13 protein-coding genes are annotated in these 13,180 nt (G+C 62.3%); 4 read left to right on the top strand and 9 right to left on the bottom strand.

The features are described 5' to 3' along the window. Nucleotides 1–19 precede the first annotated feature (19 nt). The gene (locus NKJ40_RS03425; RefSeq protein ID WP_352464790.1) at nucleotides 20–721 is read right to left on the bottom strand and encodes a helix-turn-helix transcriptional regulator; all 702 of its coding nucleotides are present in this window, start codon (nucleotides 719–721) and stop codon (nucleotides 20–22) included. Between the two features lie 127 nt (nucleotides 722–848). Between NKJ40_RS03425 and NKJ40_RS03420 the strand changes: the two genes are divergently transcribed. Then, on the top strand, nucleotides 849–1,484 hold the full coding sequence (locus NKJ40_RS03420; RefSeq protein WP_352464713.1) for a LysE family translocator: 636 nt from the start codon (nucleotides 849–851) through the stop codon (nucleotides 1,482–1,484). A 57-nt stretch (nucleotides 1,485–1,541) separates the two neighbouring features. On the opposite strand, the gene NKJ40_RS03415 is transcribed toward NKJ40_RS03420, so the two are convergent. The 7 genes from NKJ40_RS03415 to NKJ40_RS03385 all read right to left on the bottom strand — a co-directional run bounded on the left by NKJ40_RS03415 (nucleotide 1,542) and on the right by NKJ40_RS03385 (nucleotide 9,244). Further along, nucleotides 1,542–2,633, bottom strand: coding sequence for a 3-deoxy-7-phosphoheptulonate synthase (locus NKJ40_RS03415; RefSeq protein ID WP_352464711.1), 1,092 nt, complete (start codon nucleotides 2,631–2,633; stop codon nucleotides 1,542–1,544). Between the two features lie 477 nt (nucleotides 2,634–3,110). Continuing rightward, nucleotides 3,111–3,905, bottom strand: coding sequence for an SDR family oxidoreductase (locus NKJ40_RS03410; RefSeq protein WP_352464709.1), 795 nt, complete (start codon nucleotides 3,903–3,905; stop codon nucleotides 3,111–3,113). 23 nt (nucleotides 3,906–3,928) lie between these two features. Further along, nucleotides 3,929–4,930: an inositol 2-dehydrogenase gene (iolG, locus tag NKJ40_RS03405; RefSeq protein ID WP_352464708.1), complete on the bottom strand. Its 1,002-nt coding sequence runs from the start codon at nucleotides 4,928–4,930 to the stop codon at nucleotides 3,929–3,931. A gap of 68 nt (nucleotides 4,931–4,998) precedes the next feature. Next, entirely contained in the window at nucleotides 4,999–5,766 is a 768-nt protein-coding gene (locus tag NKJ40_RS03400) for an ATP-binding cassette domain-containing protein (protein WP_254815918.1), read from the bottom strand. Between the two features lie 2 nt (nucleotides 5,767–5,768). Then, complete coding sequence (locus NKJ40_RS03395) at nucleotides 5,769–6,845, bottom strand: ABC transporter permease (protein ID WP_292655972.1); 1,077 nt, start codon at nucleotides 6,843–6,845, stop codon at nucleotides 5,769–5,771. A 115-nt stretch (nucleotides 6,846–6,960) separates the two neighbouring features. Beyond that, nucleotides 6,961–7,902, bottom strand: a complete 942-nt coding sequence (locus tag NKJ40_RS03390) for a sugar ABC transporter substrate-binding protein (RefSeq protein WP_352464706.1) — start codon at nucleotides 7,900–7,902, stop codon at nucleotides 6,961–6,963. A 310-nt stretch (nucleotides 7,903–8,212) separates the two neighbouring features. Further along, nucleotides 8,213–9,244, bottom strand: a complete 1,032-nt coding sequence (locus NKJ40_RS03385; protein ID WP_352464704.1) for a LacI family DNA-binding transcriptional regulator — start codon at nucleotides 9,242–9,244, stop codon at nucleotides 8,213–8,215. A gap of 136 nt (nucleotides 9,245–9,380) precedes the next feature. Between NKJ40_RS03385 and NKJ40_RS03380 the strand changes: the two genes are divergently transcribed. From NKJ40_RS03380 to NKJ40_RS03370, 3 genes are read left to right on the top strand one after another with little or no spacing between them, the layout of a single operon-like run. Continuing rightward, nucleotides 9,381–10,511, top strand: a complete 1,131-nt coding sequence (locus tag NKJ40_RS03380) for a fatty acid desaturase family protein (RefSeq protein ID WP_352464702.1) — start codon at nucleotides 9,381–9,383, stop codon at nucleotides 10,509–10,511. A gap of 42 nt (nucleotides 10,512–10,553) precedes the next feature. After that, complete coding sequence (locus tag NKJ40_RS03375) at nucleotides 10,554–10,868, top strand: MocE family 2Fe-2S type ferredoxin (RefSeq protein ID WP_352464700.1); 315 nt, start codon at nucleotides 10,554–10,556, stop codon at nucleotides 10,866–10,868. Between the two features lie 2 nt (nucleotides 10,869–10,870). Further along, nucleotides 10,871–12,100: an NAD(P)/FAD-dependent oxidoreductase gene (locus NKJ40_RS03370; protein WP_352464789.1), complete on the top strand. Its 1,230-nt coding sequence runs from the start codon at nucleotides 10,871–10,873 to the stop codon at nucleotides 12,098–12,100. Nucleotides 12,101–12,134: 34 nt separating this feature from the next. Here NKJ40_RS03370 and NKJ40_RS03365 read toward each other — a convergent pair whose 3' ends face one another. After that, entirely contained in the window at nucleotides 12,135–13,094 is a 960-nt protein-coding gene (locus tag NKJ40_RS03365) for a DUF1402 family protein (RefSeq protein ID WP_352464699.1), read from the bottom strand. Nucleotides 13,095–13,180 lie beyond the last annotated feature (86 nt).

The raw sequence follows: 13,180 nt of genomic DNA, 5'->3' as shown, positions 1-13,180 counted from the left end.
GCTTTTCGCGATGGTTGCTTCAATCGCCGGCAGCGGGGGCGTTCGTCTCCCAGCCGTTTACCCAGATCTGCCGCAACCGATCGCCTTCGCCCTTGAACCGCAGCCCTGTTGCCCGGCAGTCCCTGATCCGGTCGCTGCGGAAATTGCGGATCGCCTGGCGCAACTCGCACCAGGCGACGATGTTGGCGGTTTCTGCGTAATAGATCAGCGCGATCGGGCGGATGAGGCGCTCGGAGGCGCGGCCAAGTTCGTCGCGATAGGATAGGTCCAGCTTCTCCTCGTCGCGGATGGCGCGCCGTACCAGCGCCAGATCGACCGCGCCGGCCGAAGGCGCGGCGAACCCCCATGCATGCAGCGCATTGGCGTCGAATGTCTGGCGCAAAGGAGGCGGCACCGCGCCGGCGATCTTGACGCTGACGCGTTTGGCCGCCTGCTTGAGCTCGCTGTCGCCCGTGCGCTCCAGCAGTGCGAGCGACAGAACGATCGCCTCCATTTCTTCGATCGAAAACATCAGCGGCGGCAGATCGAATCCGGGGCGCAGGACATAGCCGATGCCTCGCCCGCCCTCAATCGGCACGCGCATTGCCTGCAGCGCGGCAATGTCGCGATAGACGGAGCGCACCGTCACTTCCAGCCGCTCGGCCATCATGGCTGCCGTCACCGGTTGCCTGGCCAGCCGCACGATCTGGATGATCTCGAACAGACGCGACGCCTTGCGCATTTCCTCGCCCGCTTCGATCACAACTGACACTACATCGTCAGTTGAGCTGACCTATACCACTGCTTATCGAATTGAAAATCAACGCATTCCTCAGCGGCTTGACCGGTCGAGGCGACAGGCAACTGACATGGGTTATGCGGAAAATCTCTGGCTGTTCTTCCTCCTCTTGTTCGGCATCATCATCGTGCCCGGCATGGACATGCTTTTCGTGCTCGCCAATGCGCTGACCGGAGGCGGCAAGAGGGGGCTTGCCGCGACCGGCGGCATCATGCTGGGCGGCATGGTGCATACGCTGAACGGCGCTGTCGGCGTCGGTTTGCTGATGCACTTCGTGCCGATCCTCTACAATCCGCTGCTGATTGCCGGCGCTGCCTACATGGCCTTTATCGGCCTGACGCTGATGCGCAGCTCGATCAAGATCGGCCACGAGCGGCTAGCCGGCAGCCGCTCCACTTGGAAGGCGTTTCGCCAGGGGCTGGTGATCTGCTTGATCAATCCCAAAGCCTATCTCTTCGTCTTTGCGGTCTATCCGCAGTTTCTGAAGCCCGCCTACGGCCCGATCTGGATGCAGGCGTCCATCATGGGATTGATGACGATCGCCCTGCAGTTTGCCGTCTATGGCGGGCTTGCCGTTACCGCCGGTCGCAGCCGCAATCTCCTGGTCGCCAATCCCCGGGCGACCGCATTTGCCGGCCGGACGGCCGGACTGCTTCTCGTTGCGGTTTCAGTGCTAACCGCCTGGCAAGGTCTGAAGGCGGCGTGAAGTCCTGGCTTGAAATCAGGAACCCCCGCCTTGTCCTCGCTGGCATCTTCGGCCTCGTCAGGCGGCTCCCGGACGGTCGGCGATCATGGCGCGTCGCACCGACCTGCGCCGCTCGACGGCGTCGGCAAGGCCGTGCAGCACCGTCTCGGTTGTCGCCCAGTCGATGCAGCCATCGGTGATGCTCTGGCCATAGACGAGCGGCTTGCCGGGCATGACGTCCTGCCGGCCGGCGACAAGGTTGCTCTCGATCATGACGCCGATGATGCGCTCGTCGCCTGCCGCGACCTGGCCAGCCACGTCGGCCGCCACCCCTGGCTGGTTTTCCGGCTTCTTGCTGCTGTTGGCGTGGCTGACATCGATCATCAGCCGCGGCGCTACGCCGATCCGGCCGAGTTCCGCGCAGGCAGCAGCAATGCTGGCCGCGTTATAATTCGGCACAATACCGCCGCGCAGGATGACGTGGCAGTCCTCGTTGCCGGTGGTCGTCGCGATGGCACTGCGTCCGCCCTTCGTCACCGCCATGAAATGATGCGGCTGGGCGGCGGATTTCACGGCCTCGGCCGCGATCCGCAAATTGCCGTCGGTGCCGTTCTTGAAGCCGACCGGGCAGGACAGGCCTGATGCCAGTTCGCGGTGGATCTGGCTCTCGGTCGTGCGCGCGCCGATCGCGCCCCAGGCGACGAGGTCGGCGATATATTGCGGGGTGGCCATATCGAGGAATTCGGTCGCCGCCGGCAGGCCGAGATTGTTGACGGCGGAGAGCACGTTGCGGGCCATCCGCAGTCCCTTGTCGATGTTGAAGCTGCCGTCGAGGTCGGGATCGTTGATCAGGCCTTTCCAGCCGACCGTCGTGCGCGGTTTCTCGAAATAGACGCGCATCACAATCTCCAGCCGATCCGACAGGCTTTCCCGAAGCGATGCCAAACGGCTGGCATAGTCTACGGCGGCCGCCGGGTCATGGATCGAACAGGGCCCGACGACGACCACCAGCCGGTCGTCGGTGCCGGTTAGCACGGCGTGGATCGAATTGCGTGACGCGGCAATGGTGCGCGTCGCCGTCAGCGTGCGGGGTATTTCCCGCATCACCTCGTCCGGCGTGCTCAATTCCCTTATTTCTTTGACCCGAAGATCGTCGGTGGTGGTCAACACGGCTTTCTGCTCCTGATTGGGGAGACCTGCCAGCTGAAACAAAAAAAGCCGCCAGGTCTGGCGGCTGTTCGGATTTTTATGCTGCAATCTTCAGATCGAGCGCAATCCTCCCGCCGCCAGCGAGCTCCTAAAGTACCAATACGTGGCGGTCAGGTTGATCATGAGGGCTGATATAGTCGATGCGGAAGCGCTTGTCACGTGCCTGATGAGGAGGAGGTCTACTCCAGCCCATTCGCGATTGGCTGAAGCCCCCCGAACTTCGTCATCCCAGGGCGAAGCAGGAGCGGAGCTCCGTCGCGGAGACCCTGGGATCCATGCCGTTGCCTTGGCCAAGGAGTGCTGCGGAACTGAATTCTGCATTGTAGCGACGCCTGGATGTCACGGCATGGATCCTCGGGTCTGCGCCGCGTCGCTGCGCTCCTTGCTCCGCCCGTGGATGACGAAGTGATGGGCAGCGTTCCGCTAGACTTGCCGGCGTTATTCCGGTGACGCCCCGGCGATGCTCTGATCGTAGTCGACCAGCGACCCGGTCATGACGCCGGACTGCGGGCTGATCATATAGCTGATCAACCGGGCAAGCTGCGCCGGCTTCACCAATTGGCCCATCGGCTGCGCGGCTTCGGCCTTCTCCAACCAGTCCTCCGGCGCGTCGTGCCATTTCTTCTGCACGATCGCCTCGCCCTCGGTGTCCATCCAGCCGGGCAGCACCGCATTGCAGCGGATGCGATTGCCGCGATAGGCATTGGCGACATTCTTGGTCAGTGTCGCCAGCGCTCCCTTGCTCGACGAATAGGGTGCCAGGAACGACTGGCCGCAATGCGCCGACATCGACAGCACGTTGACGATCGAGCCTGGCGCCTGGCGCGCCAGCAGATGCTTCACCACGCCCTGCATCAGAAAGAACGGGCCGCGCACATTGGTCTGGAATATCTGGTCGAACAGATCCTCGGAGGTCTCGACCAGCGAGCCGCGAGCCGAGGTGGCAGCGGCGTTGACCAGCGCGTTGACGGTACCGAAATGGCCAATCGCCGTTTCGACCGCACGCTTGCAGTCGGCCACTTTTGAGACGTCGGCGCTGATGAAGATGGCATCGACGCCTGCGCGCTTGAGAGCGGCGACAGCCTTGTCGCCCTTCTCCTGCGAGCGGCCGATCAGCGCCAGTGCCCGGCAGCCCTCATCGGCCAGCGCTTCGGCGACGGCAAAGCCGATGCCTTGTGCGCCGCCGGTGACGATGGCGCGTGTTTCGGAATTGCGACCGGCTGAACCGTTCATCGCCTTGCTCCTGTGCTTGATAGTCAGATTGTTTTATCGAGGCGGACGGTCTTGCCTTCCTTGGCCGATTTCAGCGCCGCATCTGCCAGCCTGAGCGCCACCAGCCCGTCCTTGCCGCTCGGCGCCGCCTTCGTGCCTGACGTCGCTGCCGCGATGAAGGCAGCGATCTCGTTGGCATAGGCGTCGAGATAACGGGTCATGAAGAAGTCGTGCAGCGGCGGCCGCGTATAGCCTTTCTCATTGGCCAGTTCGATCGACACCGGCCGCTGGTTCTCGGCCGCAATCATGCCTTTCGAGCCATGCACCTCGATGCGCTGATCGTAGCCATAGGTGGCGCGGCGCGAGTTGGAGATGACGCATTGCTTGCCGGAGGCAGTTTCGAGGATGACGCTGACGCTGTCGAAGTCGCCGGCCTCGCCGATCTTCTTGTCGACCAGCACCGAAGCGTGTGCGCTGACCGCCACCGGCTCCTCGCCGAGCAGGAAGCGCGCCATGTCGAAATCATGAATGGTCATGTCGCGGAAGATGCCGCCCGAGCGGCCGATATAGTCGAGCGGCGGCGGGCCGGGATCGCGCGAGGTGATGGTCACCATCTCGACCGTGCCGATGGCACCGTCGTCGATCGCCTTGCGCACGGCGGCAAAATGCGGATCGAAGCGGCGGTTGAAGCCGACCATCAGGGTGGCGCCGGTCTTGTCGACGACGGCCAGGCATTGTTCCACCCTGCCGGCGTCGAGGTCGATCGGCTTTTCGCAGAAGATCGCTTTACCCGCTTTGGCGAAGCGTTCGATCAGATCGGCATGAGTGTCGGTCGGCGTGCAGATGATGACCGCATCGATATCGCCAGCCTTCTCGATGTCATCGATGCTGCGCACTTCGGCGCCATAGGCAGCGGCCAGATCGGCCGCCGCCTTCTCGAAGGCGTCGGCAACTGCAACCAGCCTGGCCTGCGGATTGGAACCAACGGCGCGAGCATGGACCTTGCCGATACGACCGGCACCGAGAAGAGCAAAGCGAAGAGGCATGAAGAATTTTCCTTTGAAGATGGTTCGGAAGGGAAAGCGTGTAAGCGCCTGTAGCCTGGCGTTGGCCGTTACGCCGCAAGCTCCGCTTGCCCGGTCTTGGCACCGGTGATGTAGGAGACGATATCGTTGCCGTCGGTATCCTGCTTGCGCAAATTGGCGACGATGCGGCCGCGCCGGAACACGACGATGCGGTCGACCAGGTCGAACACCTGGCGCATGTTGTGAGAGATCAGGATCAGCGGTTCGCCATTCTCCTTCAGCGTGCGGATGATGTTTTCGACCTGCATCGTCTCCTGCACTCCGAGTGCCGCCGTCGGCTCATCCATGATGATGAGCTTGGAAGCAAAGGTCGCGGTTCTGGCGATCGCTACGCACTGGCGCTGGCCACCCGACATATGGCGGATGGTGTTGGAAAGATTGGGAATCTTGACTGCGGTGCGGACCAAGGCTGCCTCGGTCGCCTTGCGCATGAATTTGCGATCGAGGATCGAGAAGGGTCCGAGATTGAACAGCACTCGCTCGCGGCCGAGGAATAGGTTCGACGGTACGTCGAGGTCGTCGGCGAGCGCCAGGTTCTGGAACACCGTCTCGATGCCCGCCTCGCGGGCTTCGATAGGCCCGGCGAAATTCACTTCCTTGCCGTCGAACCACATCCTGCCGCTGGTGCGCTGCTCTACGCCGGTAATCTGGCGCACGAAGGTCGATTTGCCGGCACCGTTGTCGCCCATGATGGCGACATGCTCGCCCTTGCGCAGCTCGAAGTTGGCACCTTCCAGCGCATGGACGCCGCCATAATACTTGGTCAGGTTTTCGGTCTTCAGGACGATGTCCGACATGATCAAGCCCTCATTGCCCGCAGGCGTTGGCGCCACTGGTCGAGTACGACTGCGCCGACGATGATCACGCCCTTGACCATCTCCTGATAATAGGCGTCGAGGCGCAGAAAGGTGAAGCCGGAGATGATGACGCCGAAGATCAGCGAGCCGATCACTGTCCCGATAATCGAGCCGCGACCGCCCGACAGCGACACGCCGCCGATAACTGCCATGGCGATCGCGTCGAGCTCGTACATTACACCCATGCCGGCCTGGGCGGTGAGATTTTTCGAGCTCAGCACCACGGCGGCGAGCGCGGCGAGGACGCCGGCAATGACGTAGACGAGGATCTTGTGGTTGGCGATGTTGATGCCGGACATGCGCGCGGCGTCCTCATTTGAGCCGATTGCATAGCAGTGCTTGCCATATTTGGTGTAGCTCAGGATCAGCTGGAACAGCACCGCGAGTGATATGAAAATGATGACCGGCATCAGCCCCTTGCCGATGGCGGCGAAACTCTCGGTCGGAAACGAGATCGGCTGTCCCTTCGACCACCATTTGGCGATGCCGCGCGCGGTGACCATCATGCCGAGCGTGGCGATGAACGGCGGAATGCGCGTGTAGGCGATCAATGCACCGTTGACCAGACCGGCCAGCAGACCGCAGCCGATCGCGACCAGCACCGGCACGATCACCGGGAGGTCGGTCCAGCCCTGGGCGATGAACATTGCCTTGGGGTTCGGGTTGCCGTTGACCGTCGCCACCTGGGCGAAGCTCATGGCTATCATCGCCGTGGCGCCGACGATCGAACCCGAGGACAGATCGATGCCGCCGGTAATGATCACCTGCGTCACGCCGATGGCGATGATGCCGACGATCGACACCTGCAGGATGATGATCTGCAGGCGCGCTTCGTTGAAGATCGCATCGATATTGTCGCGGGTATTGAACAGGAAGCTGTCGCCCAGGAAAACCCGGCCGATCAGCTCGAAAGCGCCGACCAGGATGACGAGCGCCAGGAAGACGTTGAATTCGGCCGGCCATGCGCGCCGCTTCGCATCATAGCTGAGCCCGCCGACGCCGTGAGATGTCTGTGCCAATCGTGCTTCCTCCGTCAGCCGCGGTCTCCACTCGGCGCTGTTCACGCCGAGAGGGAAAAAGCGGAGCGGCGCCTGTCTTACTTTGGCGCGCCGCTCCGTATCGGACAGGTCCGCCTCAGTTCTTCTTCAGGAACTTGTCGATGTTTGCCGGCGTGACCAGCTGGAACGGGATGTAGACCTTGTGCTCGACCTTCTCGCCCTTCGCCAGCTTGAGCGCTGCGTCAAGCGCGCCGGCGCCCTGGCCGGCTGCGTCCTGGAACACCGTCGCATCGAGGTCGCCCGACTGCATCGCCGCAAGCGCATCCTGGGTAGCGTCGACGCCGCCGACGACAACCGACTTCATGTCGATGTTGGCGGCCTTCATCGCCTGGATGGCGCCGATGGCGCTTTCGTCATTGTTGGCGATGACGCCGTCGAACGGCTTGCCTGTCGACAGCCAGTTGGTCATCAGGTTCTGCGCTTCTTCGCGCTTCCAGTTCGACGTCTGCTTGTCGATGATCTTGATGAAGCTGCACTCCGGCGTGGCGATCACGTTGTCAATGTCCTTGGTGCGCTGCACCGCTGCCTGGTTCGACAGCTCGCCCATGATCACATAGACATTGGCTTCAGTCTTGTCGGCCTCCTTGAACAGGCGGCAGACCTCCTTGGTCTCGAGCGTGCCGGAATCGGCTTCGTTCGAGGCGACGAAGGCCTGGTTTTCGGGCAGCGTGTCGACGTTGACCGGCTCGCGATTGACATAGACCAGTGGAATCTTGGCAGCGGCGGCTGCGTCCGACATCGCCTGGGTGGCCGAGGTGTCGACCGGGTTGACGATGATGGCGTCGACGCCCGAGGCGGCGAAGTTCTTGATCTGGTCGAGTTGCTTGGCGACGTCGTTCTGCGCATCCTCCACCTGCAGTTCGACGCCGTCCATGCCCTTGGCCTGCTCAATCATGCCGTTGCGCAGCACGGTGAGAAAATTGTCGTCGAACAACGCCATCGACACGCCGATCTTGGCAGCAAAGGCGGACGAACTCATCAGCGCCGCGAACGCGACGCCCAAAAGCAGTTTTTTCATTTTATCTCTCCTCCACATTGGTGTCCGGCTGCACCGATCTACCCGGAATCCCCGATCTCGCAGGGAATTCTCTCCCGATTGCCATTTTCAGTTCCGGAAGGCATTTGCCTGAAACAGATCTTCCGGAACGAAAGAACCAAAATACTCAGTTGGTGAAATATTTATTCCATTTCGCGTGGGCGTCAAGCGAGATTTCGCTATGAGGAATGGATTTTCGGCATTTCGAGCGCTTTTAGACGGACGCTAACGCAAGCCAGGCCTGAAAGCGTTCTGATAGATTACATCATGTCTGCCGCCGATGACCGCGACGTCAGATGTTTTCCGGCAGATAAATGTCGAAGGGCAGAAAGGTCTGGCCCGGCGCATTCGCAGCGCCGGTCTCGATGGCGTGCGCCATCAGCCCGACAAGCTCGCGGCAAAGCGCTGCCAGAGGCGTCGAGATCACCATCGTCAGGAAACTATCCGCCAGCGCCGCGCGGGAGTCGGGCGTGATCTCGTTGCAGACGACCGCTGGCATCTCTGCCGGCTTTGCCTCCCTCAGCGCCGAGATCGCGCCTTCCATGCCGCCACCGGCAACATAGCAGCCGGCAAGATCGGGGTGGCGGGCCAGAAGCTCGATCATTGCATCATGCGTGATCTGGTTCGCTTCCAGATTGACCAACGTCTCGAGGAGAGTGAATTCCGGCGCCTGCTCGCGAAAAAAGGAGCGAAAACCGATCTCGCGAAGCTCGTGGCCGTGGAAGCGATGGCTGCCGACGAAGAGGGCGACCTTGCCAGGTCTCTTCGCGGCCTTCGAGATCATCCAGGCAGCGGTACGGCCGACCTTGCGATTGTCGAGGCCGACATAGCCCTCGCGAATACCGGACGCAAAGTCGGAAAGCAGGGAGAACACCGGTACGTCATTGGCTTTGAGCGCCTCGACGGCGACCGTCAGCGTCGGGTGATCAGGCCCGACCAGGGCGACGGCCCTGGATTTGGCGGCCAGCTTGCGCATCCGCTCGACGATCTCGTCCGGCGCCAGCGAAGCGGCGAAGTCGATGGTCGCCACGCCGCGAAAGCGCAGCGACTGCGATACCGCCAGTTCAAGCTCGCGGGCAAATTCACTGTAGAAGACGTCCTCCCGCCGCAACAGCAGGAACCCGAGCCGGTATTCGGGCAATTCATGGCGCATCCGCTGCTTGATCAGCCCGGCTGCGTGATAGCCGATGCTGGTGGCGGCCTCATAGACGCGGCGCGCGGTTTCCTCGCGCACCGGCAAGCGGTTGTTCAGCACCCGGTCGACGGTGGCAACGCTGACCCCCGAAATGCGTGCCAGGTCGGTGATCGTCGGCCGTTTCGCCATCGCTGCCTCGCTCTACTGTCCGGCTCCTTTTTACACCATTCTGATGGAAAATGATAGAAACTATCTTTGTGATATTGAGCCTATCAGAGCTCGGCGCTATTTTGAACGCTGACCGAATATGATCGAGGCCTCCGCCATGGTGGATATTGGACTCCGAACCGGGAACACGACCTCCGCAGCAGCGTCCCGACGCGACTACAGCCTGATCGGCCGCGACGCGAAGCTCGCCGTCGAGAGCGGGCTGGCGGCGGCCGAGTGGTATCACACCGACGTGCCGCGCAAGCAGATGAAGGAGCTGATGCAGCGCTCCGACGGCCCGGCGATCCGCGATACCATCATCTGGCTCGGCGCCATGATCCTCAGCGGCGCCGGCGCCGCCTGGTTCTGGGGCAGTTGGTGGTGCGTGCCGTTCTTCTTCGTCTACGGCGTCCTCTACGGTTCCTCCACCGATTCACGCTGGCACGAATGCGGCCACGGCACCGCCTTCAGGACGCAGTGGATGAACGACGTGGTCTATCAGATCGCCTGCTTCATGATCATGCGCAATCCGGTGACCTGGCGCTGGAGCCATACGCGCCACCATACCGATACCATCATCGTCGGCCGCGATCCGGAGATATCGGTGATGCGTCCGCCCGATCTGCTGCGCGTCGTGCTCAACTTCGTCGGCATTCTCGACGCCTGGCACGCGATGAGTGACATGCTGCGCAATGCAGCCGGCATCATCAGCCCGGCCGAAAGAACCTTCATTCCCGAGCAGGAGCAGCCGAAGGCAATTCGCATTGCCCGCATCTGGACGGCGATCTATGCCGCGACCGTCGCGCTGGCGGTTTATACCGGCTCGTTCCTGCCGCTGATGCTGGTCGGTCTGCCCAGGCTTTATGGTGCCTGGCATCATGTCATGGTCGGCCTGCTGCAGCATGGCGGCCTGGCTGAAAACGTCACCGATCACCGGCTCAACAGCCGCACCGTCTACATGAACCCGATAAGCCGCTTCATCTACTGGAACATGAACTACCACGTCGAACATCACATGTTTCCCATGGTGCCCTATCATGCGCTGCCCAGGCTGCATGAACTGATCAAGCACGATCTGCCGGCGCCGACGCCGTCCATCCTGGCCGGCTACCGCGAGATGATACCGGCTTTCCTGCGCCAGCTGCGCAATGAGGATTATTTCATCAAGCGCGAACTGCCGCCGACGGCGAGGTCCTATCGCGAGGATTTCCACAACGATAACGCTGCCGCTGCTGTGGCTGCCGAATGACAAGCCTATGCCGAGGGCGCCAAGAATTGGGGGGAGGCGTAAATGAGCGACTGGGTCGAGGCCTGTGACGCCGGGGACATAGACGAAGAGGACGTGATGCGCTTCGACCATGGCGGCCGCACCTTCGCCGTCTACCGCAGCCCCGACGACGAGTATTTCGCCACCGACGGGCTTTGCACACATGAGAAGGTGCATCTGGCCGACGGGCTGGTCATGGATGACATCATCGAATGCCCGAAGCATAATGGCCGCTTCAACTACAAGACAGGGGCTGCCAGGGGCGCGCCGGTCTGCGTCGATCTAAGAACTTATCCGGTCAAAGTCGACGCCGGCAAAGTCCTTGTCCGGATCGGTTGATGATGACGAAGGGAATGGTCATCATCGGCGCCGGCGAATGCGGCGGGCGCGCTGCCCTTGCGCTGCGCGAACTCGACTATGATGGCCCGGTGACGCTGGTCGGCGACGAGCCGCATCTTCCCTATGAGCGGCCGCCGCTGTCGAAAGACGCGATGGTCGCCGACGCGCCCCTGATCAAGGCGATCGCCAGTGAGGCGGTCCTGGCCGAAAGATCGATCAGGCATATCCATTCGCTTCAGGCTGTGGCGATCGACCGCGCGGCGCATGTCGTGCGCCTCTCCGACGGTTCCGTCCTGACCTATGACAAGCTCCTGCTGGCGACCGGTTCGGTGCCGCGCAAGCTGCCGATGCCGGGCCTTGACGGGCGCTGCGTCTATCTGCGGACCTTCAACGACGCGCTGGCCATTCGCGCCCATCTCAGCGCCGGAAATCGCATCGCCATCATTGGCGGCGGCTTCATCGGGCTTGAGCTTGCCGCGGCGGCACGCAGACTGGGTGCGGCGGTCACAGTTATCGAGGCGCAGCCGCGCATTCTGATGCGCGGCGTGCCGGCCGAGATCGCCGAGATCATCCATCAGGCGCATGAAGCCGAAGGCGTCAAAATCCTGTGCGGCAAGGGCATCGCCGCCATTGCCGATGACGGCGCCGAAGTGCGCATCGCGCTTGCCGGTGGACACGACATTGTCGCCGATCTTGCCGTGATCGGCATCGGCGCCGTTCCGGTGACCGGACTTGCCGCGGAGGCGGGGCTGTTCATCGACAATGGCATCGCGGTCGACGCCGAGCTTCGCACCAGCGACCCCGATATCTTTGCCGCCGGCGATTGCTGCTCGTTTCCGCTCGCCATCTATGGCGGCCGGCGCGTGCGGCTCGAAGCTTGGCGCAATGCGCAGGAGCAGGGCGCGCTCGCCGCCAGGAACATGCTTGGCGCCGGCGAGGCGCATGCGGCGGTGCCGTGGTTCTGGTCGGATCAGTACGGCCTGACCTTGCAGATCGCCGGCCTGTCGGACGAAGGCCGCAGCATTGTGCGCCGCGATCTCGGCGACGGCGCCTTCATCCTGTTCCACCTCGCCGAGGACGGCAGGCTGGTTGCGGCAAGCGGCATTGGCCCCGGCAACGCGGTCGCGCGCGACGTAAGGCTGGCCGAGATGCTGATTGCAAAGCAGGCAAAGCCGGCGCCGGAAGCGCTAGGCTCGCAAACGATCAAGCTGAAGTCGCTGCTGGCGGCTTGATCCGCCGCGTGGATAGTTGGCCGAACGCGTTCGGCTAAAACAGCGCCTTCAGCTCCGGCAGCTTGTCGTTGACCAGCCAGCCATAGTAATTTTCCTCCGGCAGCTTTTCCGGCTCGCCCGCGGCGCGGCGCTTGTCGTTCTCGGCTTTCAGCGCATAGGCACGCTGTTCGGGATTGCCGACATTGTAGAGCGTCGACGTGATGCCGGGATTGCCTGAGATGTCGAAGCCGGCAATGCTTTCATAGGCGTCGATCGACTTCCGGATTGTCGCCGCGACATAAGGCAGGGTCAGGTCAGGGTCCATGATGGTCTTGTAGACCGCGTTCGGGTCGCCGACGTCGAGTTCCGGCAGGCCGGAAACCTTGTGCACGAGATCGCTCATCTGCAGCGCCGTCAGCGGATTGAGCTGGCCAAGGCCAAAAGTCTGGCCGGCATAATAAGGTTGGAAGAAAGTGGCGCCGAAGCGGTCGTTGGGAAAGCTCTCGCCGTTGACGGTTTTGCCGCGGAACGACCGGTTCCACACCTGTTCGCGGCACTCCCAAAGATCGTAGCTGTCGGACTTCCCATCGCATTTCGCAAATTGGGGCCGTCGCACGAAATCGGTGATGTCCTCGCCATCATAGGCAAAGGAGAGCTTGCTCGACAGATACGAGATCGCCTTGACGTAATAGGTCTGCAGCCGGTCATAGGCATCGACATTATAGGTATGCTCGCCGACGACGGCTCCAACGATATGCATTGGGTCGATGCCATAGGCCGCGGCTGCCTGCTTGATCTTGCCGCGCAGTTCGGCATCGTTCTGGAGCAGCGCAAAGACTTTTCGGTATTTCGCCTGGAACGTGCTGTTGGTCGCCTGGGTGCGCCGGCTCGATGCGCCCGGTATGTCGGGCTGCTCGGTGTTGCGGTTGCCCGGCGGCACCATCGTTGCCGCTTGCGCGGCGAACATGGCTGCCGCCAGCGTCAGCCCCAAAATGACGAGGATCAGTTTTTTCATGCGCCGCCGCCCAAATAATCGCCGGCAAACTAGGTAATGCTCCACCGGGAGTCGAGAGACGCCTGCACCGGACGGGACGAAAGCTT

It is taken from the genome of Mesorhizobium sp. M0119, assembly GCF_040322615.1.
Classification (GTDB): domain Bacteria; phylum Pseudomonadota; class Alphaproteobacteria; order Rhizobiales; family Rhizobiaceae; genus Mesorhizobium.
This window is presented reverse-complemented; position numbering and strand designations above follow the sequence as displayed.